The following is a 23858-nucleotide window of genomic DNA, read 5'->3' on the forward strand; positions in this document are numbered from 1 at the left end:
GGTGGCTGGTCAGGCTGATTGGAGCAGAACCTGGAGGTGACTATCGGTCAGGACGGGCGCGAAGGCCTCGCGCTGGCCGCGCTGGCGCCCGCGGCGCAGGCATTCGGCGGGTGGATGGCCGCTGGCCTGCCCCGCCCCGCCAGGCAGCGCCGCCAGAAAAGCATGGCCGTACCCGTCCGCGTTTTCAGCAGTGGCCCCAAACCCGGGGCTGTGCCACCACGTGCCTTCCGTGTACAGGGAAGCGCCGGCCGCCCCGCGGGTAACGCACCCGGCCTGCAAACTAAACCGGTGGGCCAGCCAGGGCAGGGCTGTTTCGGGGGCGGCCGGCTGGCCCTGCCACGTCATTACTTTGGCCAGCTCGGTTTCGGTGCATTTCACTAGGTCGGCCTGTTTCAGCAGGTACTTTACCACCTCGCGGGAGCAGTGCGCCGGATGTAAATCAAGGTTCAGCACCCGGAAGGGCGCGTGCGGTAGCAGCCGGTACAGGGTTTCGTGGCTGACCAGGCAGCGGGCCGCCAGCGGGCCATCTACCAGCATGTGGCTTTGCGTTACCGCCGTGCGCAGGTCCTCCGTATAGTGGATGTAGTCCCAGGCCCGCGGCTACATAATTTTCTGGTGCTTCCCTGCGCTGCTACTCTGCCCGGTGGTCTTGGCCAAGCCGGTGAGGTGGGTGGTGCTGAACTGCACCAGGGCCGCGTCCAGGCCGTGCGCCGTAAGCTGGGTCAGCATTTCGTGGCTAATGAGGCGCACGGGCTGGCCCAGCTGCTGTAGGTGCAGGGCCAGCCGGCACAGCGAGCCACTGGGCCGATGCCCGGTGGGCAGCAGGTCCCAGAGGGTTTTTCCAAAGCAGATGATGGCGGGCGAAGACATGAGCAGCAGCTGGTTTCAACAAAGGTCGACTGCCTGTCGAGGCCAGGGCGCGCTCTTTTCGCACAAAACCCATCCTTATTCCTTCATTGCCCATAATTTAGGCAAGCCTTTTGTTTTCAGTGCCTTGCATTGAATGGAAAGTCCGTAAAAAGCAGGCAGTAGCAGTTTTCTAGCAAGGTCCCTAAAATTGCGCGCCACCCCGTGGCCCAGCCCCCCAACTTACTCCCCCTGCTCGGGCTACCCAGCGGCTTTCGTTTCGCCGCGGCTCGCCGCAGCACCGGCCCTGGGCGGGCATCGAATCGGACCCCGCCGGGCGCGCTTCTACACCGTACCGGCCTGGTCAGCAGCGCGAAACCCGGTTAGCTCTCCACGCAGGGGTGCGCGGCGCGGAACGCGGAAGGTGAAACCTGGTATTTGGCCCGGAACGTGGCATGGGCGGCATGTGGTTGTGCCCGGCAAGTCGCCAACGGCGATAAGCCGCTAATAGCCAAACGCGGGCGGCCCATTCGCGGGCCTCACGCCCCATTTTTTATTGGGCGTATTTCCCATCACAAATGCGAGCGTGCCGCCCGCCACGATATCCTGGTGGGTCAGGTACGATTTGCGGTAGGGCTTGCCGTTGAGCGTAGCCGATTGAATGTAGACATTTTCCGACTTCGGATTTATTACCAGCACCTGGAACACCTTGCCGCCGGCCAGGGCGATGGTAGCGCTGCGTAGGCTGGGGGAGCCAATGGCATACACCCCGTTGGCCGGATTGACCGGGTAAAAGCCCATGGCGCTAAAGACGTACCAGGAAGACATTTGCCCACAGTCTTCGTTGCCCGCATAGCCCGAATTATCGGCGTTGTATAATTCGCGTTGCACCTGCGCCACGTACTGCTGCGTTCTCCAGGGCTGCCCGGCATAATTATACAGATAGGCCACGTGGTGGCTGGGCTCGTTGCCGTGCGCGTATTGGCCGATAAACCCGGAAGCGTGGCTGTTGCAAAAGTAGAGTAGGAGCCAACGAAACAGATCAGGTAGTGGTAGTGCTACCGTATTGCTAGCTGGCGGAGGAGAGGTAAAGCGCAAGTACTTCTTCAGATTACAGGCCATGGCGGCTACATACATGACTTTGGCAGCTCCTGCTTGGCGCTTCTTGCTAATGTGGCGCAAGCCATAATAGGTGATCAAGCTGCCTAGCACTGGCTCTACCGTTGAAGCCCGCAGCCGCATCATGCGTTTGCCGGCCCGCGTGGCTAATCGGGCAAGCATGCGGTCGTAGTGCACTTTGTAAGCGGTGTGATGCAGCCGCTTTTCCCGCGCCTTTTGACCCTTACACTGCGCCGCCAGTGGACAACGTTTGCAATCAGACGCCTTCGCCCAGTAGCGTTTTTTCGGGTTGCCTTGCCGATCATCGATCAGCTTGTCAAATGCTAGCCGTTTGCCCTGGCTACAGGTGTAGCTGTCACTGGCGGCATCGTAGGTAAAGCCGGAACGCTCGGCCTTGTACTTGCCAGGGGCCGCGATGTAGCCCGTCAGGCCCCGCGCTTCCAGGTGCTCATAATTCTCCCCAGAACTGTACCCGGCATCGGCTACGACAGCGGTCATCACTAAGCCAAAGGTCTTCAACCGCTGCTGAGTGGTGTTGACAATGGCGAGCAGATAGCGGCTGTCGCGCCAGTTGGCCAGGTCCGCATGGATGTGGGTAATGACGTGCTGGGCCGCCTCGACGCTCACACTAGCGGTATAGGCGGCCTGGTTTACCGGTCTTAAAGGCAACCCACGCATCGGGATCCGAGGGACTGTAGGGCGTTAAACGGCTGACGAGCTGCCTGGGCTTGTCAGGCCCCGCCTTCCGAATAGCGGCATGAAAGCGCTGAGTAGGCGGTAAGCGGTCGGCCGAAGCCGTAATAGGTGGGGTTTGGGGATTGCTGACAGTAGAGGTAGCGTCAGCCGACCACCGGGAAAGCTTAGGCTTGAGTCGGCTCATCGAAGCGTTGGCTTTGCTGTAAGCCGAGTCCATGACCTGCGGTGTGGCCACTCACCAGTCCCTGCTCAATACCCAAGCCGCCGCTATGGGTAAAGCAGGTTTCAAAGACGGAAACCGGGAGGCGTTGTCGGGTACGAGACACGGTGCTATGCCAAGGCAAGGGCTGCGCTAGATCATACCCCAGCCCAGGAAAGCACGGATGCCCAGATGCAGTTGGGCCAGTTCCAGCAGCTTGCGATCCGAGGTGATAGTCTCCAAGTGCCCCACTAAGAGCAGCTTGAAAAATACGACCGGGTCTAAGGAGGGTCGACCACCAGCACTATAGAAAGGCGCAAAAAGTGGCCGGACAAAGCGGAAGTCTACCTTCTGCAGTAGCTGCTGATAAAAGTGGTGAGCGGGCACCAGTTTTACTAAGGAAGTCTGGATGGTGTGAAAGCCGAGCATAGGCTACCAACACCCTACTCCCGTTGGGAGTTGACTTTTGCAACAGCCACTTATGTTATGACTGCCAACTTTGAAAAATCTAATATTTATCCATCTGTAATTGCCCCTGCTATTTATAACTCCATTAGGTTAATTGCCACTCTCAAGCATAGGCTAACCAATACCAACTACCTCCCGCACTGCCCCTGCTATGCGCCGCAAATCCTCATCTGTCATAGCGGAGCCGGAGGGCAGACAGAGGCCGCGCTGAAACAGATCCGCGCAGACGCTGCCGCCGTAGCGGGGGGCACTTTCAAAGAGGGGCTGCAGATGCAGGGGTTTCCAAAGGGGGCGGGCTTCGATGTTGCGTGTTTCCAGGTGCAGGCGGAGCTGCTCGGGCGTAATAGTGGTTTGGGCTGGGTCGAGGAGGAGGGTGGTGAGCCAGCGGTTGGATCGGCTGCCGACGGGCTCCTGGGGGGCAAATTGGATGGCCGGCAGGTCGGCGAGGTGGCGCTGGTACCAGGCGTAGATTTCGCGCCGCTTTTTTACGCGCTCGTCCAGCAGTTCCATCTGGCCCCGGCCGATGCCCGCGAGAATATTGCTGAGGCGGTAGTTGTAGCCGGTGGCGGAGTGCTGGTAGTAGGGGGCCGAGTCTTTGGCTTGGTGGCCAGAAAACGGGTTTTTTGCGCTAGCTCAGCTTGATTGGTTATAAGGGCCCCACCGCCGCTGGTGGTCAGGATCTTATTCCCGTTAAACGAAAAAACGCCAATTGCCCCGAACGTGCCCAGTGCCTTTTTATCGTAGCAGGAACCCAGGGCTTCAGCCGCATCTTCAAGCACTGGAATAGCGTACTCGTCGGCTATGGCTAATATCTCACGTAGTTGGGCTGGCATGCCATAAAGATGGACCAGCAATAGCGCTTTTGGCTTTTTGCCACGCCGTAGGCGGTCCTCGATAGCCTCGCGCAGACGCACCGGACACATATTCCAGGTTTGCGGCTCGCTGTCGATGAACACCGGCGTGGCACCCAGATACACAATAGGATTGGCGGTAGCTACAAAGGTGAAAGAGGAGCACAGCACTTCATCGCCCGCGTCTACACCCAACAGAATCAGCCCCAGATGGATAGCGGCAGTACCGGAGTTGAGGGCTATACAGTGGGCCGCGCCGGTATGTTGGCAGATATCGGCCTCAAAACCAGTGATATTGGGCCCTGTTGGTGCTACCCAATTATCCTCAATGGCCTTATGTACATAATTCAGCTCGTGACGACCAAGGTGAGGTGGGGAAAGAAAAATACGGTCGTGATCCTGGCTGCGCATAAAGGGAAATGGCGGATAGAAAAGTGTAGTGATAGCGCTAAGCTGAATTTCAAAAAGGTGGTCATGCAGAGCGGAGCATCTCGCGTGCTGACGTTGGGTTACTATTCTGGCTACCGCTGGCAAGATGCTTCGCTCCGCTCTGCATGACGTTCGCTTGTTTATGCCCGCCAACTCGTTTTACAGCTACTCAAACAGAGTGCCGCTTAATCACGGCGGCTGGAACACCTACAGCGGTGCAGCCGGGGGCAAATCGCGGACGGCCACGGCCCCAGCCCCGATAATAGCGTGGGCACCCACGCGCACCCGATCAATAACCGTAGCATTGGTACCTAGATACACGCCCGTTTCGAGGTGGGCCGCGCCGCCAATGTTAGCGTGCGGCATCAGTGAACAAAAGTCGCCTAGTACGGCATCGTGGCCGATGGTGCAGCCGAGGTTGAGGAGCACATGTTTGCCCAGCACAATATCACAGGTTAGAATACAGCCCTGGCTGATAATGCAGCCCACGCCCACGCCTATTTGTTGGTAAGGCTCGCAAGCCACGGCCGGATGAACAAGTGTAGCGAAAGTGAGTAGCGGTGACGTAAGTCGCTCCACCACGCTGGCCCGGCTCCAGCTGTTTCCGACGGCCACCGTTACGTGTAACGGTTGGGTTACAGCATTCAGATCGGCGGCGGTGCCTACGTACGGTATGCCATGAATGGTATCTGCCGGGGGCCGAACGTCGTCGTAGAAACCAGTAATGTGCCAGGTGGGCTCGTATGTGTTGATCTGATGAATCAGGATGAGCACTTCGCGGCCAAGTCCGCCGGCCCCGAAAATTGCCAACGGACGAGTGACTGGGGGCTGATCGGCTTGTTCGTATTCAGAGAAAAAAAGCTTGGTCATGAAGCTGAGGTGTCGGTAGTGGTGGTAGCAGGTGCAGAGCCCCGAAAGGCTTCCGTGGTCGCTTGGCCGGGGGCGGTTATGCCTTGGGCGCCAAGCACCCGCCGCACGGTACGCGCTAAAATGAGCAGATCAAGTCGCCAAGATACGCGTTCGACGTACCAGAGGTCGTAGGCAAATTTCTGCTCCCAGCTAATAGCGTTGCGCCCGTTTACCTGGGCCCAGCCTGTCAGGCCGGGGCGCACGCTGTGGCGCCGGGCCTGCTCAGGTGAATACAGCGGCAGATACTCCGGCAACAGCGGGCGCGGTCCTACCAGACTCAGATCGCCGCGCAGCACGTTCCAGAGCTGAGGCAACTCATCGATGGAAGTAGCGCGCAGCCAGCGACCCAGGCGCGGCAGCCGAGCTGCATCGGGCAGAAGCTGGCCGTGGGCGTCGCGTTGGCTGGTCATGGTTTGGAGCTTGTACAGCAAAAAAAGCCCCCCATGCAGGCCCGGACGCTGCTGCCGAAAGAGAATTTGTCCCCCGTTCTGCACGGCCAATAAGCCCCCCACCAGCAGGAGCACCGGCAGCGTGGCGACCAGCAGCGGGGCGGCCAGCACCACATCGAGCAGGCGCTTGCCCCAGGCTTGGTACCAATCGGCGGGCGGCGGGTGAGACATAGAAATGCGGAGTGGGCGAGGGGTAAATTTATTGTTTTCTGAGGCGTTCGTAGCGTAAGCTCCCGTTGTTTAAGGTAGGTTTGAGCTTTGAGCCATCGTACTAACATTGAGATAAACACCAAAGCGTCCCCATTGACCGCTGAACTCACCAGCCAACGCTTACCCTACTTATTATGCTCGTCTTTCCAAATGCCAAGCTCAACCTTGGCCTATACATCACCGGCCGGCGCCCCGATGGCTTTCGCAACCTCGAATCGGTGTTTGTGCCGCTGCCGTGGAGCGACGCTTTGGAAGTGCTGCCCGCCGATGTTACTTCTCTGGAACTGACTGGTATTCCAATTCCTGGCGAGCCCAGCACCAACTTGTGCTGGCGGGCCTACGAGCTGCTGCGGGCCGACTTCGATTTGCCCCCCGTGCAGATGCATTTGCATAAGATAGTGCCTATCGGCGCTGGTTTGGGCGGTGGCTCTGCCGATGCGGCCTTCGCACTGCGGGCGCTGAATGAGTTATTCGAGCTGAAAATACCCCCTGAAAAGCTGGAAGACTATGCTCGTCGGCTTGGCAGCGACTGTGCCTTTTTCATTCAAAACAAACCTGTATTCGCTCACGAGAAAGGCGACGTGTTTTCCCCAATCAGCTTGGACCTGATAGGCGTGGCATGCAAGGTTATTTATCCAAATCTGCACATTAGCACGGCTGAAGCTTACGCCCGTGTAACGCCGCGTACGCCGCACCACGATTTGCGCTCAAGCTTGGCTCAGCCAATAGAAACCTGGCGCGATACCGTCAGCAATGACTTTGAAGAAGCTTTGACACCGCACTACCCAGTGCTGGGCGAGCTCAAGGCTACCTTGTATGCAGCCGGAGCTGCTTATGCTAGCTTGTCGGGCTCAGGTTCTGCGGTGTATGGGCTGTTTCCAGGCAAAGAAATGCCCCCTAATGTGCCCGTTGCAGCTGATTATCTGGTGTGGAGTGGGGTGCTGTAGGTAGCTGTGAACCTACACGACGGTAGCCGGCCGCTGGCGGCGCTGATTCCACTGGTCGAGCACGGGGTGGATGAGGACGCTGAATAGAATGACGAGCGTACCCAGATAAAAGCCCCCCGACATCCTTTCTTCCGACCCAAAAATGAGAACGGCCAACACGATGCCGTAAACGGGTTCCAGGTTGGTTGTCAGATTAATAACGAAGGCCGACAAGCGTTTCATCAATTCTATTGAAGCCGAGAAAGCGTAGACTGTACATACGCCCGCGAGCACCAGCAGCCATAGCCAATCCCAGGAAGCAAGGGCCAGACGCAAGCCAGCGCCTTCGGTAAAATACAGGCTATAAATCGGGAAGAACAGCACGATAGACAAGCAGGCGCCCATCATCTCATAAAACGTCAGGCGCAGGGGCGAATGCTGCTTTACGAGCTTGACATTAAGCACGCTAAACAACGCCGACAAACCAGCTGAAAGGATAGCAACCCCCAGCCCTAATAGTTGGTCAAATTCGGCTTGCGACACCAGATACAGCCCGACCATCGTCAGCAAACCCAGGAAAACCTCGTAGCTCCGCACTCGCCGCCACAGCAGCAGGGGCTCCAATAGTGAGGTCCAGAGTGCCAGCGTAGCCATGCCCGCCAGGCACACGCTCACCGAGGAAAGGCGCGCGGCCAGAAAAAAGGTAATCCAATGCACGGCCACCAAGGAGCCCACACTGAGCAACCGTACGGCCTGGCCGACGGGCATCCGCAGACTTTGCTTTTTGAGGGTAAGCAACAAGCCCAAGCCGGTGGTGGCGAGCAGCGTCCGCCAGAACACCAATTCCACCGGCGGCACTGAAATAAGCTTCCCCAGAATAGCTGTGAAGCCCCACAACAGGACAATAAAGTGCAGACGCAGGTAATCTTTAAGCATATGTGAAAAAATGGCCTCAACCCCTAGCCCCTTCTCCGAGAGGGAAAGGGGAACTAGCTTCTGGTTTTACTGGAAAATTAGTGTTGATTAGCAGGCTAGTTGTTAGGGCTAGTTCCCCTTCTCCCCTCGGAGAAGGGGCTAGGGGTTGAGGCCATTCGTTGAACGTCTATCTATTTCGGTACCAACCGATACAAAACGAGGCCGATTACCGTGAATACCATACTGGGAATCCAGGCCGCCAGCATAGGCGACATAGTGCCCACCGCCGCCAGATTGCGACTCAAAATCACGAAGAAGATAAAGATAAAAGCCAGCACGAAGCCCAGCGCAATTTTGCCCCCCACGCCACTACGCGACTTGCCTGCGCTCAGAATGACGCCAATAACAGTTAGAATGAGAATGGCAAATGGGTACGCGTAACGCTCGTATTTCTCACTCAGGTACGTTTGGGTGTCGCTGGCGCCGCGGTCCACTTTCTGCTGAATATACCGGTTCAATTCGGGCAGTGTGAGCGTTTCAGCCAGGCGAAAGGTGCTGGCAAAATCCTTGGGATACAAGTTGAGCGTGGTGTCGCGGGCGGGATAGGACTTGAGGCTTTCGCTCTGCCCGTTGAAGGTGCGCACTAGCTGGGGCGAGAGGCGCCAGGCCCGCTTCACGGAGTCCCAGGTAATGGCGTCGGCGGTAAGGCGGCGCTTGAGCGTAGTACCCTCAATGTCCTCCAGAGCGAAGCGGTAACCGATATTATTGGTGTTGTCGTAGCTCTCCATATAGGCGTAGCTGCGCGGTCCCACCTTAATATGCACGTTGCGCTGGTCGAAGCGAAACTGCCGCTTGGTATACTTGCGCTCAAACTCTACTCGCGTTTTGTTGGCTTTAGGAATGACCCAGCCGATAAGACTAAAGGTGGCTACGCCGATAATTGCCCCCCATCACGTACGGCACCAGAAGCCGCGGAAAACTAATGCCGCTGGCCAGAATCGCGACAATTTCGGTGCGCGAAGCTAGCTGCGCCGTCACAAAAACGACGGCAATAAATACCGTAATGGGCGAAAGCAGATTAGCGAAATAAGGAAACAGATTGACGTAGTAATCCAGAATAATCGTCTTGGCTGCCAGATTATGCTTAATGAAATCGTCATTCTTCTCCGTGAAGTCAATCACGCAAATAACGGCCACCAACATCACCACCGTGAACAGAAAGGCAGTAAGGAATTTTTGGAGGATATATTTATCGAGAAGCTTCACAGGACAAACATTTAACATTTATCAATTAACATTCAATAGCAATCAACAACGAGCAATGGACAGTGAGCCATTAGAACGACATTGTTAAATGTTAATTGATAAATGTCAATTGACTTATAATCGGGTCATTACTTGTTTCACCATCTTCTCCTTCCACTCTCGGAAGGTACCGGCGATGATATGGGCCCGTGCCTGCTTCACCAGCCAGAGATAGAAAGTAAGGTTATGAATAGAAGCAATCTGCGGGCCGAGCATTTCCTGGCTCTGGAACAGATGCCGAACGTAAGCCCGCGTATAAAACGTACTCACGTAGCCACCAAGTTCAGCATCAATCGGCTCAAAATCGGTGGCCCATTTCTTATTCGTGATGTTGATAACGCCTTGCGTGGTGAAGAGCATGCCGTTGCGGGCGTTGCGCGTGGGCATCACGCAGTCGAACATATCCACGCCCAGCGCGATGTTTTCCAGAATATTGGCCGGCGTACCCACGCCCATCAGGTAGCGGGGCTCGCTGGGGGGCAAAATATCACAGACCAGCTCCGTCATTTCGTACATCAGCTCGGCGGGCTCGCCCACGCTCAGGCCGCCGATGGCATTGCCTTCGCGCTGCTGCTCAGCTATAAACTCCGCCGATTTGATGCGTAAATCTTTATAGGTACTGCCCTGCACAATGGGAAAAAGCGTCTGCTCGTAGCCGTAGTGCCCTTCGGTGCTGTCGAAGCGCTGAATGCAGCGTGTGAGCCAGCGGTGCGTCATGTCCAGGGAGCGGCGGGCGTAGTCGTACTCGCAGGGCCACGGCGTGCACTCATCGAAGGCCATGATAATATCGGCCCCGATGGTGCGCTGAATATCCATCACGCCCTCCGGCGAAAACAAATGCTGGGAGCCATCGATATGGGAGCGAAACTTAACGCCCTCTTCCTTGATCTTGCGCGTGTTACTTAAGGAGTACACTTGGTAGCCGCCGCTATCGGTCAGGATGGGCCGGTCCCAGCCGTTGAACTTGTGCAAGCCACCGGCCTGGCGCAGAATGTCGAGGCCGGGCCGCAGGTACAGATGGTAGGTGTTGCCAAGGATAATCTGGGCTTGTACGTCGTTGGTGAGGTCGCGCTGCTGCACGGCTTTCACGGTGCCAGCCGTGCCAACGGGCATAAAAATGGGCGTCTCGATAGCGCCGTGGGCAGTGTGTACTACGCCGGCGCGGGCTTTGGTCTGCGGGTCGTGGGCTACTAAATCGAAGGTCATATGTGCTAGAGGAGTTCCCGCAGAGGGCGCAGAAGGTTTGGGCAGATGACGCAGAAGAACGACCTCCGCGACTTCTGCGAAAACTTCTGCGCCCTCTGCGGGAACCGACGTTAGAATAACAAAGGTACTCGCCCCACCTCGAATGCCTACTTTTGCCGCCTGATTCATGACTGCGCTTTGCCCTTCCACCTTTCTCCCGCCATTTTACTGTTGCTAGCTTGTACGCTGGTACAGCTTTACTATGCGGGCTACTATTTTCTGCCCTTTACCCGCCGCCCCGCGTCCAATTTGCCCCCCAAAGGCGCTGCCGAGCCGGTTTCGGTGCTGGTGTGCGCCCACAATGAGCTGAAAAACCTGCGGCGGCTTCTGCCCTTGCTGCTGCGGCAAGAGTACCCGGCGGGTTTTGAGATACTTCTGATTGATGACCGCTCAACGGATGGCACGGCCGCTTTCATCCAGCAATACACCCAGATTTATCCTGAAGTACGCCTGGTAAGTATAAGTACTGGGCCTGCGGGACTTTCACCTAAAAAATACGCTTTGACGCTGGGTATTAAGGCTGCGCGGTACGAGCATCTGCTCTTCACCGATGCCGACTGTTGGCCTGCTACCACGCAGTGGATCAGGCAGATGCAGGCGCAATTTGCCCAGCCCGCTGACGTGGTGCTCGGCTATTCGCCCTACGCAGCTGCGCCGGGGTTTTTAAACAAGCTGATTCGGTTTGAAACCTTGCTGACCGGAGCGCAGTATTTGTCGCTCGCGTGGCGTGGTCATCCCTATATGGGAGTGGGGCGAAATTTAGCTTATACCAAAAGCTGTTTTCAGGCTACCAAAGGATTTGCTTCCCACTTGCGGCGCCTGGGCGGCGACGACGACCTGCTGGTGCAGGACGCCGTGGCTCAAGGGCAGCGAGTGGCAGTGCAAGCTCAACCAGTAGCTCAAACCGTAAGCCTCCCGGCTCAAACGTGGTCGGCTTGGTGGCGGCAAAAGCGACGTCATTTGTCGGCTGGGCCGCGCTATACATGGAAAGATCAGATCCGAATTGGAACGTTTATTGGTACTAATCTTCTTTTTTATTTCACAGCAACTTTGCTCGCGTTTTCCCGGCCCGATTGGATACCTTTGGCGGTTATATGGTCAGTGCGGATGGGAGCGATTAGCGCAACCTACGTGCAACTCGGCCGTCATTTAGCCGACCGGCTGCCTTTTTGGCTGTTACCGGTTCTCGACGCAGTTTATTTTTTTAATTATCTCGCTCTGGGAATTTCGCTGTTCCTCTACCGCACCCTCCGATGGAAGTAAACAACCAGGAAATACAGAAACAATTCTCCGCCAAAGCCAAGCATGACTTCAAGCTAATCCGCGCCGCCGTAGAGCAGGGCGACGAGAAGGCCTACGCCGAACTCATGCAGATTTATAAGAAGCCGGTGTATCACGTGGTGCTCAAGATGGTACGCAACCCCGACGATGCTGAGGACTTGACCATCGAGGCCTTCGCCAAAGCCTTCCGCAATCTGCATAAGTTCAATCCCGAGTACGCCTTCAGTACCTGGCTGTTCCGGATCGCCACCAATAACTGCATCGACTTTATCCGCAAGAATAAGATCAAGACGATGTCCATTGACTCGGCCATCAAGATTGATAACGGCGACGAAATCACCATCGACTTCCGCGACCAGAATCTGAACCCCCAGGAATCGGCCATCAAGAATCAGAAGATCGAAATCATGCAGCACGTGGTATCCCGGCTGCCTGATAAGTATCAGCGCCTCGTTACCCTGCGCTACTTTGATGAGCTGAGCTACGAGGAAATTGCTACTGAGCTAAAAGCCCCGCTCGGCACCGTGAAAGCCCAGCTGCACCGCGCCCGCGAGCTGCTCTATGACATGGTGAAGAACAAGAAGCATATCATCTAAAAAAGCCCCCCAGAGAATATCTGGGGGGCTTTTTTGATTATAACCGTGTGGTACTACGACTTTTTTGGTCGTAGTACCACTATCGTTGAACGACCCGCATGAGTGCAGGCGTCAGCAACGATAGTGGTACTACGACCAAAAAAGTCGTAGTACCACACATACCAGCATTGTAGTTTTGCCTCATGGACCTGATTCACCACTATTTTCCTAACCTCACCAATCAGCAGCGCCAGCGTTTTCAGCAGCTCGAGGTTGAGTTCAAAAGCTGGAATGAGCGTCTAAACCTCGTGGCACGCCCTGATGTAGAAAACTTAGTGGAGCGTCACTTCCTGCACTCCTTGGGTATTGCAAAGGTAGTAGAGTTCACAGCGGGCAGCTCAGTTCTGGATGTGGGTACCGGCGGCGGCTTGCCGGGCCTGCCGCTGGCTATTCTGTTTCCCGAAGTGAAATTTCACTTAGTTGATAGTATCGGTAAGAAGATCCACGCGGTGCAGGAAATGGCGCTGACCTTGCACCTGACCAACGTTACGGCCGAGCAGACCCGCGCCGAGCAGGTCCGCCCCAAATTCGATTACGTGGTCAGTCGGGCCGTAGCGCGCCTCTCCACCTTTCACACCTGGATTGCCCAGCGCTATAAGCGCACCGACGACGCTACCAGTGGCCTGTATTATCTGAAAGGCGGCGATTTGACGGAAGAAATTGCCGAAGCAGGTTTGCCTGCCACACTTTTTGAGCTAAGCGACTATTTCAAGGAAGAGTTTTTTGAGACAAAAAAAGTCGTTTTTGTACCGGCTACTACCTTATAGTTAAATGGTTATTCACGCAGCTTAAGCTGGTCCTTTGTCTGTTAGAAACTCAATAGCCCGGCGCTCCGAATAATAGTTGCCGTCAGGGGTGCCTTCGGGGAAGCCTACGTGCCCACCCTCACGGGGCGTTTCCAGAAATACGAACTGACTAGTGGCCGCCACCTCGCGCGGAAAGCAGCTGGGGGGCAAAAATGGGTCGTTCTCAGCGTTTACAATAAGCGTAGGCACCCGAATATATTCGATGTAGCGGCCCGAGCTGGAGTGCTCGTAGTAATCGTCGGCCGATTTGAAGCCGTGCATAGGAGCTGTGAAGCGGTCATCGAACTCTACGAAGTCGCGCAGCGCATCCAAGTTCTCCACGTCCACCTGGCCCGGCAACAACTCAGCCTTTTGACGCATTTTAGCTCGCAAGGACTTCAGAAACCGATTCAAATAAACTCGATTCTCAGGACGCGCAATGTGCTGAGAGCTGGATTTGAGGTCAGTAGGGACCGAGAACACGGCCGCCCGCTGCACTTGAACAGGTACACGGTCAGCCTTTTCACCAAGGTATTTTAGCGTTACGTTGCCACCAGCAGAAAAGCCAGTGAGATACACCCGGCGGTAACAGCCAGCGCCTAGTGCATAACGCACCACAAAATCGAGGTCGTCGGTGTCGCCGAGATGGTAGGAGCGGAGCAGGCGGTTCATTTCGCCGCTGCAGCTGCGGTAGTTCCAAGCCAAGGCATCGAAGCCAGCGCGGTTGAGGGCTCGCACCATGCCACGCACGTAAGGCCGGCCAGCATCGCCCTCCAGGCCGTGCGAAACGATGGCGAGCGTGTCAGCCGCTTTCCCCTCCGTCACCCGCGACCAATCGAGATCAAGGAAGTCGCCGTCGTCGGTTTCTACCCGTTCGCGCTGGTAGCGCACTTCAGGTACCGAGCGCCACAGGCTGGGTACGATGGTTTGCAAATGGCCGTTAAACATGTAAAACGGCGGCTGATAACGAGAGTTCTGAATAAGCGGCATGACCAAATAGATATAGAATGGCGTTTGCCCGGCGGTATTGCTCTAAAATAGACAAAATCTACCTGCTAAAGTATAAGCGCACTAAAAAGTTCGTCATGCATACCATTAGGATTGGACTAGGTAAAGCGGCCTGAAATCCAATCTGTTCATTCAACTGCTCCAACAAGGAGAGAAAGTGAGCAAATGCTATTTGGTATTTCCGTCCAAAGTCTTACCTTTGCCACCCGAACTGAAATTTAAATCGAGCAGAACGTCACTATTTCCATCTCATGGCGAATCATAAATCGGCCCTCAAGCGCATCCGTTCCAACGAAGCCAAGCGCGTGTTGAACCGTTACCAGGCCAAATCTACCCGCACCGCTATCAAGAAGCTGCGTGCTGCCACCGATGCTACCGAAGCACAAGAGCTGCTGAAGAAAGTATCGTCGATGCTGGACCGCCTGGCGAAGAAGAACATCATTCACAAGAACAAGGCGGCTAACAACAAGTCGAGCCTGACCAAGTTCGTGAACTCGCTGACTGTCGCTTAATTTATTTAAGAGGCTTTCTGCTCTAGCATAGAAAAGGCCCTGCGCGTAAGTGCAGGGCCTTTTCATGTTTCTATTGAGCTAAGCATAAACAGAAGCTGAGTTGGTATGCTCAGCTTCTGTTTTCACTCTGAATATTTACGCCACGCTCACCTTCACCATGTTCGTCTTGCCTTTCTCGCTGATAGGCATAGACGCGGTATTGATGAATACGTCCCCTGGCTTAAGGTTGCCGGTAGTAGTGAGCACGTACTTGATGTCAGAAACGGTATTGTCGGTGCTCACCATACGGTCGTAGTAGAAAGCACGTACGCCCCACACCAGGCTTAGTACCGTCAGGAGGTCGCGGGTGTCAGTGAAGACGAAAATATCAGCCTTCGGACGATATTTGGAAATCTGGAAGGCCGTGTAGCCGCGGTGCGTCAGGCCGGTGATGGCGCTGGCTTTCGTATTGCGAGCCAAGTGAACAGCAGCCGACAGCACGCTGTCAACCATAAAGGAAGGTGCGGCTGGGTCGATAGGATGGAAGCGGTGGAAAATATTATTGGCGTGGGTTTCAACACTTCGGATGGTATTTACCATCGAGCGGATAACCTCTACGGGGTACTCACCTACGGCTGTTTCGGCGGATAGCATTAGTGCGTCGGCCCCATCGAGCACGGCATTGGCTACGTCATTGGTTTCGGCGCGGGTTGGGCGCGGGTTTGTTATCATGCTCTCCATCATTTGAGTAGCGACGATAACCGGCTTACCGAGCTTATTGCACTTCTCAATAATCATCTTTTGAGCCAGCGGCACCTCGCCACCGTTTATTTCCACACCTAGGTCGCCACGGGCTACCATGACAGCATCCGTTAGCGCAATGATCTCGTCGATGTTACGCAGGGCCTCCGGCGTTTCAATTTTCGCAACCACGCGCGTCTGCTTGCCGCTTTCGGCAATCAAGGACTTAATAAAGCGGATGTCCTCGGCCCGGCGGGCAAAGGAAAGAGCTATCCAATCTACGTCGTGCTCCAACCCGAACTTTAGGTCCTCAATGTCCTTCTCGGTCATCGATGGAGCGGATACGTCCGAGTCGGGTAAGTTGATGCCTTTGCGGGGCTTCACAAGGCCTCCATATATTACTTCTACGTCTACTTCCTGCTCGCGGTCCGTTGCCAGCACCCGCAGCTCAATTTTGCCGTCGTCAATCAGAATCATGTCACCAGCCTTCACGTCGCGAGCCAAGCCCATATAAATGGTGCTTAGGCGCGTTGCTGTGCTGATTTCTTTTTCCCCGCACACGAGCTTAATCTTTTCGCCGGGCTTTATTTCAACACCGCCGCCTTCAACCTCGCCGAGGCGGATTTTGGGCCCTTGTAGGTCTTGGAGTAAGCCTACATTCGTACGCATATCCTTATTCAGGCGGCGAACAGTGTTAATGACAGCTAAATGGTCCTCGTAAGAGCCGTGCGAGAAGTTGAGGCGAAACACATCAACACCCTCCCGGATGAGCGTGCCCAGGCGTTCGTACGTGTTAGAGGCCGGGCCAACGGTGGCCACAATTTTGGTTTTATTGAAATGCGGACGAGGTTCCATAAGCAGGTAGCACCAAGCTCCAGCCTGGTGAGTCGTTGAACGAGTAAGTGGGGGGCAATTTGAATGACGTTTATGATAAGGCACCAAGCTGGAGCTAGGCGTTACTTAATCAAAACAGCAGGTTTTCTTTGAATTTTAATTCGTTGGGGTCGAACTGACATACGTACTGCACCGCGGGCAGGGCCGTGAGATGGGCTATCAACTCGTTGGCTGCCAGCGCGCCCGAGCCATGACTGACCTGCAGCAGATAATCGTATTCTTTAATATCGGGGGCAAGAAACGGCTTTTTCAGTGGCGATGGGTCCACCGATCGGTTGCGTAGCAGTCGTAATGTAAGCGTTTCCGTGGCGTACAAATAATTGCTGATAACTAAACGACCCTTCGTTAGGAGGTCATATATCAGGTCTTGCTGCTTTACTAAGCGCAAGCGTAAGGTCTGATTCAATGCCCAGGCCAGGGTGTGTTCCCGGCTCGACGAAACGAGGCCAAACAGTTCAAAATCACAGTCATACTCAACGTCCAGCGTTAGCATTTTCATAGGGTGCTTACGGGCTTAAGCAGAACAAAACAACGGACCGCCGGAGCCAACGGGAACTGGCTCGGCCGTAATCTTGTACCTGCAAGATTAGGGGTGGTTGGTTTGACAATGTTAGGGAAGTTAGTGTTATTTGTGCCGAGTTTTCTCTAAACCCCCACGGAAATGTCTGAAATTGCAGAAAAAGTAAAAGCTATTATCATTGACAAGCTTGGCGTTGAGGCCTCGGAAGTAACGCCGGAAGCTAGCTTCACCAACGATCTGGGCGCTGATTCGCTGGATACTGTCGAATTGATTATGGAGTTCGAAAAAGAATTCAACGTGTCTATCCCCGACGATCAGGCCGAGAACATCGCCACCGTGGGTCAAGCTATCAGCTACCTCGAGGAGCACGCCAAATAACCTGACGGCTGCTTAGCCGTTACCCGTTCTATTGCTTACCGGCCGGCCCGCCGCCGGCCGTTTTGCTTTCTAATTTCTCCCGTTAGCCTATGTCTCTTCGGAGAGTTGTTGTGACCGGCCTTGGTGCCCTTACGCCTCTTGGCAAAACCGTCACCGAGTATTGGGATGGCTTGTCGAGGGGCGTAAGCGGTGCCGCGCCCATCACGCGCTTTGATGCCAGCAAGTTCAAAACCCGTTTCGCCTGCGAGATAAAGGGGTACAACCCCGACGATTACTTCGAGCGTAAGGAAGGCCGCAAAATGGACTTCTTCACGCAGTTCGCCATCATTGCCAGCGACGAAGCTATCAAGGATGCGGGCTTGCTGGAAGGCGTGAACCGCGACCGGGTGGGCGTGATTTGGGGCTCCGGTATTGGCGGCCTCAAAACTTTTCAAGAGGAGTGCTTCAGCTTCGCGAAAGGCGACGGCACACCCCGCTACAACCCCTTCTTCATTCCGAAGATGATTGCCGACAGCTCGTCGGGCAATATTTCCATTCGCCACAAGTTCCGGGGGCCAAATTTCGTGACCACCTCGGCTTGCGCCTCATCGTCTGATTCCATTGTTGCTGCCTACAATTATATCCGCCTCAACTTGGCCGATGTAATGGTAACCGGCGGCTCGGAAGCGGCTATTACAGAAGCTGGTGTAGGCGGGTTCAACGCACTTAAGGCCATGAGTGAGCGAAACGACGCACCCGAGCAGGCTTCCCGCCCTTATGACAAGGAGCGCGACGGCTTTGTGCTGGGGGAAGGCGGCGGTGCTATCATTCTGGAAGCGTATGAGCACGCAATAGCTCGGGGGGCAAAAATCTACGCTGAGATTATCGGTGGCGGTATGTCGTCGGATGCTTATCACATCACGGCTCCTGACCCTGAAGGCAACGGCGTAGTGCTGGTAATGCAAAATGCCCTGCGCGACGCTGGCATTGGTCCGGAGGATGTGGACTACATTAATACCCACGGTACCAGCACGCCCCTTGGCGATGGTGCTGAGGTGAAGGCTATCGAGAAGGTATTTGGTGAGCACGCTTACGACCTGAACATTAGCTCTACCAAAAGCATGACCGGCCACCTATTGGGCGGAGCTGGCGGTATTGAAGCTATTGCGTGTATTCTGGCCTTGCAGCACGGCGTGATTCCGCCTACCATCAACCACTTTACCGCTGACCCGGAACTGGACCCCCGACTGAATTTTACCTTTAATGAAGCGCAGAAGCGGGATATAAATGTGACGCTAAGCAATACCTTTGGCTTTGGTGGGCACAACACGTCGGTTCTGTTTCGCAAATTTCAAGGCTAATGACGCGGCCGGGGCAGCCACTTCCACTGTTCGGATTCTTCCGGCGGTTGCTGGGGCAGGATAGGGCTTTCCGCCAAGCCATTGCCACGGTAACTGGCCGCACGCCGGATAATATCCGGCTGTATCAGCTGGCGTTTACGCACTCGTCATTAGTGCGGCAGCAGGCGGACAAGCTTCGTAACCAAAGCAACGAGCGCCTGGAGTTTCTGGGCGATGCCGTGCTGGGGACGGTGGTGGCCGAATATCTGTTTCGCAAGTACCCTTACGAGCAGGAAGGGTTCCTTACCGAAATGCGCTCCCGTATTGTAAACCGTGAAAGCCTAAACGCGCTGGCTCTGAAAATTGGGTTGGATAAGCTGGTGCAACTCGACCCAACCCAGGGTCGGGCCGCCCGTTCCCGCTCCGTAAATGGTAATGCCCTGGAGGCGCTGGTGGGGGCCGTCTATCTGGATCAGGGCTATAAAGCGGCTCGTAAATTCGTGCTGGCGCGCTTGATTAAGCCGTACGTAGATGTAAAGTCGCTCACCACGACGACTGCCAACTTCAAAAGCAAGCTTATTGAATGGGCGCAGCGCCAGGGTAAGCATCTGCGCTACGAGTTGGCGGGCGAGCCTCAGATGGGTGGCGTAATGGAATTTTCAGCTACCGTATTTGTGGACGACGAAGCCGTAGCAACGGGCATGGGCCTTTCGAAAAAACAAGCCGAACAAACGGCCGCTGAGCGCGCGCTTACCGCCTTGGGCGTATAGCCGCGTCTTCTTACTTAACCGCTGCTCGTCTATTTTCTACCGAAGGCGAAATACAAAGGTTCTGAGCGGCTAAGACAACTCTGGGGGGCAAAAAGTAGTTGTTGGCTAAACTATTCTCTCTTTCCATGCGACTAGCCGGCGCTGCCCTCAACCAGATTCCTTTCGATTGGCATCATAATCTGCGCACTATTCGCGAAGCCATTGAGCAGGCGAAGGCGGCCAGTGTCGATTTGCTGTGCCTGCCGGAGCTAAGCCTGACGGGCTACGGGTGCGAAGACCTGTTTCTGAGCGATTGGCTCTCGGCGTCGGCGCTGGAGTATTTACAGCAGATTCGGCCCTGGACGGCGGGCATTCTGGTGTGCGTGGGCTTGCCCGTACGCATTGACGGACGGACATATAACACCGCCGCCGTGCTGCGCGACGGCGAAATTCTGGGCTTTGCTGCCAAGCAGTTTCTGGCTAATGACGGCGTGCATTACGAGCCGCGTTTCTTTAACTCCTGGCGGGCGGGCGAAACCACAACCATTGAGTGGCAAGGCGAAGAATGGCCCTTGGGTGACTTGGTTTTTGAGCACCAGGGCGTGCGTTTTGGCTTCGAGATATGCGAGGATGCGTGGCGCCCGGCCGCTGACCGGCCCGCTGGCCGGTTGATGGAGCGAGGGGTACAGCTCATTGTGAACCCGTCGGCCAGTCATTTTGCTATGAGCAAAACGGACGTGCGCTACCAGCTCGTATTGCAGGCTTCGCGCAACTACAATTGCACGTATCTCTACGCTAACCTGCTCGGCAACGAAGCAGGGCGCATCATTTACGATGGCGAAATTCTGGTGGCGCGCAATGGGCATTTGCTGTTGCGTAACCAGCTGTTAAGCTTCAAGGAAGTAGATCTGGAATGCACAGACGTTGACTTTGCCGCCGATTTGCCCCCCACGGATGTTGTGCCCCTGCCCACACCCGATGAGTACCGCGAGCTAAACCAAGCGCTCAGCTTAGCCTTATTCGACTATATGCGGAAGGCGCGCAGCCGCGGATTCGTGCTTTCCCTCAGTGGCGGTGCCGACTCGTGTATGTGCGCCGTAGCCGTGGCCGAGATGGTGCGCCTGGGTACGGTTGAGCTGGGCACGGCGGAATTTATGCGCCGTGCGGGTTGCTTCACGGCCGAAGAAATTGCGGCCCTGGCTGGCCCTGTTGCGCCGGTGCCCGACCAGAATGAACCTGGCCCAAAAGACGCTTCTCTCCGCTCACTCAACTACGAGCAAAAATCAATTAACCGGAAGATTACGAGCCGCTTGCTCACCACTGCCTACCAAGGCACGGTCAACTCTTCCGATGATACGTTTCAGTCGGCTAAGGAGCTGGCCGACGAGCTGGGGGGCATTTTCTTTGACTGGAGCATTGACGAGGAAGTGAGCGGCTACGTGGCCAAGATTGAGCACGCCCTGAATCGGCCGCTGACGTGGCAAACCGACGATCTGGCTCTGCAAAACATTCAGGCGCGGGTGCGGGCGCCTGGTATTTGGCTGTTGGCCAACGTGCAAAACTGCCTGCTTCTCACCACGTCCAACCGCTCCGAAGCGTCGGTGGGCTACTGCACGATGGATGGCGACACGGCCGGCAGCATTTCGCCCATTGCCGGCGTTGATAAGGATTTTGTAAAAAAATGGCTGCGCTGGGCTGAAAAAGAGCTGGGCTACAAGGCTTTACGCCACGTAAATGCCTTGCAGCCCACGGCTGAGCTGCGGCCCCTGGAGGACAAGCAAACGGACGAGCGCGACCTGATGCCGTACGTGCTGCTCAACCGCATCGAGCGGCTGGCTTTCTATGAGCGTCTGAGTCCGCGACAGGTATTGGCCAAGCTGGTGCAGGAAGAAGCGGCTACGGATGCTGAGCAGCTCAAAACTTACGTTAAACGCTTTTACTCGCTGTGGGCGCGCAATCAGTGGAAGCGCGAGCGCTACGCCCCGGCTTTCCACCTCGACGACTACAATGTAGATCCGCGCTCCTGGCTGCGCTTCCCTATTCTGAGCGGTGGCTTCACTCAGGAGTTAGCTTCCCTATAATTTCCAGGTGGCACTACCGTTTGCTTTACTTTGAATGAAGCGCGCTTTCGAGCTGCTTTCTCGCCAACGCTGAATTCCTACCTTTGCCCTTATACCTCTCTTCCGCCTTCGCATGACATCGCTGCTCGCTTATATCACCTGGGACGTTGCGCCCGAAATCGTTAAAATAGGTCCCCTCACGCTGCGCTGGTACGGGCTGCTGTTTATGTCGGGCTTCGTGCTGGGCACCTTCGTGCTGTCACATATCTACCGCTCCGAGCGCGTATCACCGCAGTGGGTCGATGTAATCACGATTTATATGCTGGTGGGCACCATTGTCGGTGCCCGGCTCGGCCACTGCTTATTCTACGACCCTGGCTACTACTTGGCTCACCCGCTCGCTATTCTCAAAATATGGGAAGGCGGACTGGCTAGCCACGGCGCTACGCTCGGTATCTTATTGGCGGTGTGGCTGTTCAGTCGCAACAATAAGTTCGACTACCTCTGGACCCTCGACCGGATTGTGATTGTGGTGGCGCTGGGCGGTGCGCTCATTCGCCTGGGTAACCTGTTCAACTCCGAGATTTTCGGCCACGAAACCACCTTGCCCTGGGGTTCAAGTTTATGCGCGACACGGAGCATCTGGTCAATGGCGTAGTGGTACCGCGCCATCCTACTCAAATCTATGAGTCGTTGTTCTGCGTGTTTTTGCTGGTGCTGCTGTACCTGATGTGGAACCGCACGAAGGAAAAGACGCCCAGGGGGCAATTATTTGGCTTGTTCGTGGTGCTGCTGTTCACCTTCCGCTTTCTGGTGGAGTTTCTCAAGGAAGATCAGTCGGACTTCGAGAGCAGCATGGTGCTGAACATGGGCCAGATCCTAAGTATTCCGCTGATTTTTATGGGTTTATGGGTACTTATACGCGCCGGCAAATGGCCGAATAATCCCTTCGGATTTGCCCCCCGAGATCTGGAAGAAAGAGCTGCCGCCGAGCAAGCGCAAAAAATGGTAAAATCGAAGTAGCCTGTTCTTCTACTCATAAAAAAGCCCCCAGAGCATCTCTGGGGGGCTTTTTTATACTTATGAGGTAGCTGATATTTCCTCGCCGATTACTAGTTACTGGTCTCCAAGGTTTGCCCCGGATGTCGATTGGCCCTGCAACGAATACTGGTAAATGGAGCCTTCTTCCGTGCTGATAACCAACGTCTGATTGTCGGTGAAAACAATGCCTTCCGTTTGGCCCGCACCCGGCAACGCTATACGCTGGGGTGTAGATTTAAGCAACGCCTGAAACGTATCGCCTTCGTACAAAAACAGCTCTTCTTTGCCCAATAGGGCTAGGCGGTTACCATTAGGGCTCAGGTCAGCATCCGTCACCTCACCGCTGATAGACAGGCTGGTGACGAGGCGGGCGGTTTGCTGGCCGGGTTTATCGGGCACGGCGTACACCTTGCTGGTTGTTTGGTTGGCGCGGTCGCGGGTGAAGAGGTAAACCACGCCATCGTGCCAGAGCGCGGCCTCGCAGTCGAAGTTTCGCTCTTTTTTCGCGGGTGGAAATTCGCGCTGATCCGCGTAAGTGAACCAGATGGCGCCTATTTGCTTGGGATTGAGCGGGTTGAGGCGGTATATAGCCAGGTCCTGGCGGTTATTATTGTTATTGCCCGCATCTACCACGAACAGGTTGCCACGGTTGTCCTGCGCCAGACTTTCCCAGTCTTGGTTTGGTACTGAAAGCCTCATTTCCTTCAGCAGCTTGCCCGTCGCGTCAATCTTGTACAGAATAGGGGAGTTGCCGGCGTCGCCGTGGGTGTAGAAAGTGCCAGCCTGGTCGGCGCGGGCCAGGCCCGAGCTTTCGGGCACCGAATTATTTAAGGAGCCCGTGCGGCGCAGCCCCGGCACCGAGCTCTCTATCAAACGATTCTCTAAGCTTTCCTTCTTATTATTCTTTTTGCCCTTCTTGCCGCCTGATGCTTCATCTGACTGAGCCTGCGAACAGCTACAGCCAAGCAAGGCGCTGATCGACAGGGTAATAATGGCTATGAAACGCATGGTTTAAGAATGTATAAACTGAAAAACGTTGCCTGACTCAGTGGGAACAGGCAACGGTAGCGGTAAACTATACGCAATACGCTGATTAGGGTACGGGGTCGTAGCCATGGCTGCCCCACGGATGGCAGCGCCCAATTCGGCGCAGTGCCAGCCACCCGCCGCGCCAGGGGCCAAATTTCCCGATGGCCTGCGCCGCATAGGCCGAGCAGGTGGGCTGGAACCGGCAGCTGGCTGGGCTGAGCGGTGAGATAAAGTGCTGATACACCCAGATAAGGGCAAGAAAAAAGTGCCGGAACAGGGAAGCCATAGTTGGGGTTATGCGAAAAACTAGAGCAATTTACTTGTTAGGCTCATTCTCTCGCGCAACAAACAAAGAGGGCG

29 protein-coding genes are annotated in these 23858 nt (G+C 55.5%); 11 read left to right on the forward strand and 18 right to left on the reverse strand.

Annotated features, from left to right (window positions below; all coding sequences use genetic code 11):
* Positions 1-9: 9 nt before the first annotated feature.
* The 9 genes from MKZ35_RS02475 to MKZ35_RS02515 all read right to left on the reverse strand — a co-directional run bounded on the left by MKZ35_RS02475 (position 10) and on the right by MKZ35_RS02515 (position 6137).
* On the reverse strand, positions 10-537 hold the full coding sequence (locus MKZ35_RS02475) for a hypothetical protein (RefSeq protein ID WP_482511638.1): 528 nt from the start codon (positions 535-537) through the stop codon (positions 10-12).
* A gap of 63 nt (positions 538-600) precedes the next feature.
* Positions 601-870 (reverse strand): hypothetical protein, encoded by a 270-nt coding sequence (locus MKZ35_RS02480; protein ID WP_482511639.1) that lies wholly within the window; start codon positions 868-870, stop codon positions 601-603.
* A 480-nt stretch (positions 871-1350) separates the two neighbouring features.
* Positions 1351-2592, reverse strand: a complete 1242-nt coding sequence (locus MKZ35_RS02485; protein ID WP_482511640.1) for a glycoside hydrolase domain-containing protein — start codon at positions 2590-2592, stop codon at positions 1351-1353.
* Between the two features lies 1 nt (position 2593).
* Positions 2594-2878 (reverse strand): hypothetical protein, encoded by a 285-nt coding sequence (locus MKZ35_RS02490; RefSeq protein ID WP_482511641.1) that lies wholly within the window; start codon positions 2876-2878, stop codon positions 2594-2596.
* Between the two features lie 135 nt (positions 2879-3013).
* Entirely contained in the window at positions 3014-3289 is a 276-nt protein-coding gene (locus MKZ35_RS02495; RefSeq protein WP_482511642.1) for a transposase, read from the reverse strand.
* Positions 3290-3442: 153 nt separating this feature from the next.
* Positions 3443-3865: a DegT/DnrJ/EryC1/StrS family aminotransferase gene (locus MKZ35_RS02500; protein ID WP_482512251.1), complete on the reverse strand. Its 423-nt coding sequence runs from the start codon at positions 3863-3865 to the stop codon at positions 3443-3445.
* Entirely contained in the window at positions 3814-4590 is a 777-nt protein-coding gene (locus MKZ35_RS02505; protein WP_482511643.1) for an aminotransferase class I/II-fold pyridoxal phosphate-dependent enzyme, read from the reverse strand. Before MKZ35_RS02505 ends, MKZ35_RS02500 begins: the two co-directional genes overlap by 52 nt.
* Before the next feature lie 225 nt (positions 4591-4815).
* Positions 4816-5478 (reverse strand): NeuD/PglB/VioB family sugar acetyltransferase, encoded by a 663-nt coding sequence (locus tag MKZ35_RS02510; RefSeq protein ID WP_482511644.1) that lies wholly within the window; start codon positions 5476-5478, stop codon positions 4816-4818.
* Positions 5475-6137 carry a sugar transferase gene (locus MKZ35_RS02515; RefSeq protein ID WP_482511645.1) on the reverse strand — a complete coding sequence of 221 codons (663 nt, stop codon included), beginning with the start codon at positions 6135-6137 and terminating at the stop codon, positions 5475-5477. Before MKZ35_RS02515 ends, MKZ35_RS02510 begins: the two co-directional genes overlap by 4 nt.
* A gap of 173 nt (positions 6138-6310) precedes the next feature.
* On the opposite strand from MKZ35_RS02515, the gene ispE reads away from it, so the two are divergent.
* Positions 6311-7123, forward strand: coding sequence for a 4-(cytidine 5'-diphospho)-2-C-methyl-D-erythritol kinase (gene ispE, locus MKZ35_RS02520; protein WP_482511646.1), 813 nt, complete (start codon positions 6311-6313; stop codon positions 7121-7123).
* A 12-nt stretch (positions 7124-7135) separates the two neighbouring features.
* Here ispE and MKZ35_RS02525 read toward each other — a convergent pair whose 3' ends face one another.
* From MKZ35_RS02525 to tgt, 4 genes are all read right to left on the reverse strand, one after another.
* Positions 7136-8038 carry a DMT family transporter gene (locus tag MKZ35_RS02525; RefSeq protein WP_482511647.1) on the reverse strand — a complete coding sequence of 301 codons (903 nt, stop codon included), beginning with the start codon at positions 8036-8038 and terminating at the stop codon, positions 7136-7138.
* A gap of 170 nt (positions 8039-8208) precedes the next feature.
* On the reverse strand, positions 8209-8958 hold the full coding sequence (locus MKZ35_RS02530; RefSeq protein ID WP_482512252.1) for an LptF/LptG family permease: 750 nt from the start codon (positions 8956-8958) through the stop codon (positions 8209-8211).
* Positions 8936-9283, reverse strand: coding sequence for an LptF/LptG family permease (locus tag MKZ35_RS02535; protein ID WP_482511648.1), 348 nt, complete (start codon positions 9281-9283; stop codon positions 8936-8938). The genes MKZ35_RS02530 and MKZ35_RS02535 overlap by 23 nt, the downstream gene beginning before the upstream one ends.
* 114 nt (positions 9284-9397) lie before the next feature.
* On the reverse strand, positions 9398-10528 hold the full coding sequence (gene tgt / locus MKZ35_RS02540; RefSeq protein ID WP_482511649.1) for a tRNA guanosine(34) transglycosylase Tgt: 1131 nt from the start codon (positions 10526-10528) through the stop codon (positions 9398-9400).
* 177 nt (positions 10529-10705) lie between these two features.
* Between tgt and MKZ35_RS02545 the strand changes: the two genes are divergently transcribed.
* The 3 genes from MKZ35_RS02545 to rsmG all read left to right on the forward strand — a co-directional run bounded on the left by MKZ35_RS02545 (position 10706) and on the right by rsmG (position 13250).
* Positions 10706-11830, forward strand: a complete 1125-nt coding sequence (locus MKZ35_RS02545) for a glycosyltransferase (RefSeq protein ID WP_482511650.1) — start codon at positions 10706-10708, stop codon at positions 11828-11830.
* Positions 11821-12444: an RNA polymerase sigma factor gene (locus tag MKZ35_RS02550; RefSeq protein WP_084444334.1), complete on the forward strand. Its 624-nt coding sequence runs from the start codon at positions 11821-11823 to the stop codon at positions 12442-12444. Before MKZ35_RS02545 ends, MKZ35_RS02550 begins: the two co-directional genes overlap by 10 nt.
* A 182-nt stretch (positions 12445-12626) precedes the next feature.
* The gene (gene rsmG / locus MKZ35_RS02555; protein WP_482511651.1) at positions 12627-13250 is read left to right on the forward strand and encodes a 16S rRNA (guanine(527)-N(7))-methyltransferase RsmG; all 624 of its coding nucleotides are present in this window, start codon (positions 12627-12629) and stop codon (positions 13248-13250) included.
* A 21-nt stretch (positions 13251-13271) separates the two neighbouring features.
* On the opposite strand, the gene MKZ35_RS02560 is transcribed toward rsmG, so the two are convergent.
* Entirely contained in the window at positions 13272-14258 is a 987-nt protein-coding gene (locus tag MKZ35_RS02560; protein WP_482511652.1) for a YheT family hydrolase, read from the reverse strand.
* Positions 14259-14527: 269 nt separating this feature from the next.
* Here MKZ35_RS02560 and rpsT point away from each other — a divergent pair, with 269 nt between their 5' ends.
* On the forward strand, positions 14528-14788 hold the full coding sequence (gene rpsT / locus MKZ35_RS02565) for a 30S ribosomal protein S20 (RefSeq protein ID WP_482511653.1): 261 nt from the start codon (positions 14528-14530) through the stop codon (positions 14786-14788).
* Positions 14789-14923: 135 nt separating this feature from the next.
* Here rpsT and pyk read toward each other — a convergent pair whose 3' ends face one another.
* The gene (gene pyk, locus MKZ35_RS02570; RefSeq protein ID WP_482511654.1) at positions 14924-16363 is read right to left on the reverse strand and encodes a pyruvate kinase; all 1440 of its coding nucleotides are present in this window, start codon (positions 16361-16363) and stop codon (positions 14924-14926) included.
* 109 nt (positions 16364-16472) lie between these two features.
* Complete coding sequence (locus MKZ35_RS02575) at positions 16473-16895, reverse strand: IPExxxVDY family protein (protein WP_482511656.1); 423 nt, start codon at positions 16893-16895, stop codon at positions 16473-16475.
* A gap of 168 nt (positions 16896-17063) precedes the next feature.
* On the opposite strand from MKZ35_RS02575, the gene MKZ35_RS02580 reads away from it, so the two are divergent.
* The 6 genes from MKZ35_RS02580 to MKZ35_RS02605 all read left to right on the forward strand — a co-directional run bounded on the left by MKZ35_RS02580 (position 17064) and on the right by MKZ35_RS02605 (position 22451).
* On the forward strand, positions 17064-17300 hold the full coding sequence (locus tag MKZ35_RS02580; protein WP_073109216.1) for an acyl carrier protein: 237 nt from the start codon (positions 17064-17066) through the stop codon (positions 17298-17300).
* An 89-nt stretch (positions 17301-17389) separates the two neighbouring features.
* Positions 17390-18640 carry a beta-ketoacyl-ACP synthase II gene (gene fabF / locus MKZ35_RS02585; RefSeq protein ID WP_482511657.1) on the forward strand — a complete coding sequence of 417 codons (1251 nt, stop codon included), beginning with the start codon at positions 17390-17392 and terminating at the stop codon, positions 18638-18640.
* Positions 18640-19389 carry a ribonuclease III gene (gene rnc / locus MKZ35_RS02590; protein WP_482511658.1) on the forward strand — a complete coding sequence of 250 codons (750 nt, stop codon included), beginning with the start codon at positions 18640-18642 and terminating at the stop codon, positions 19387-19389. The genes fabF and rnc overlap by 1 nt, the downstream gene beginning before the upstream one ends.
* 125 nt (positions 19390-19514) lie before the next feature.
* Complete coding sequence (gene nadE / locus MKZ35_RS02595; protein WP_482511659.1) at positions 19515-21449, forward strand: NAD(+) synthase; 1935 nt, start codon at positions 19515-19517, stop codon at positions 21447-21449.
* A gap of 112 nt (positions 21450-21561) precedes the next feature.
* Entirely contained in the window at positions 21562-22086 is a 525-nt protein-coding gene (gene lgt / locus MKZ35_RS02600; RefSeq protein ID WP_482511660.1) for a prolipoprotein diacylglyceryl transferase, read from the forward strand.
* Positions 22053-22451, forward strand: a complete 399-nt coding sequence (locus tag MKZ35_RS02605; protein WP_482511661.1) for a prolipoprotein diacylglyceryl transferase family protein — start codon at positions 22053-22055, stop codon at positions 22449-22451. The genes lgt and MKZ35_RS02605 overlap by 34 nt, the downstream gene beginning before the upstream one ends.
* Before the next feature lie 93 nt (positions 22452-22544).
* Here MKZ35_RS02605 and MKZ35_RS02610 read toward each other — a convergent pair whose 3' ends face one another.
* Together MKZ35_RS02610 and yidD are read right to left on the reverse strand one after the other, a co-directional pair.
* Positions 22545-23477, reverse strand: coding sequence for a hypothetical protein (locus MKZ35_RS02610; RefSeq protein ID WP_482511662.1), 933 nt, complete (start codon positions 23475-23477; stop codon positions 22545-22547).
* An 85-nt stretch (positions 23478-23562) separates the two neighbouring features.
* Entirely contained in the window at positions 23563-23784 is a 222-nt protein-coding gene (yidD, locus tag MKZ35_RS02615) for a membrane protein insertion efficiency factor YidD (protein ID WP_482511663.1), read from the reverse strand.
* Positions 23785-23858: the final 74 nt, after the last annotated feature.

Source organism: Hymenobacter sp. R533113 (assembly GCF_056835965.1).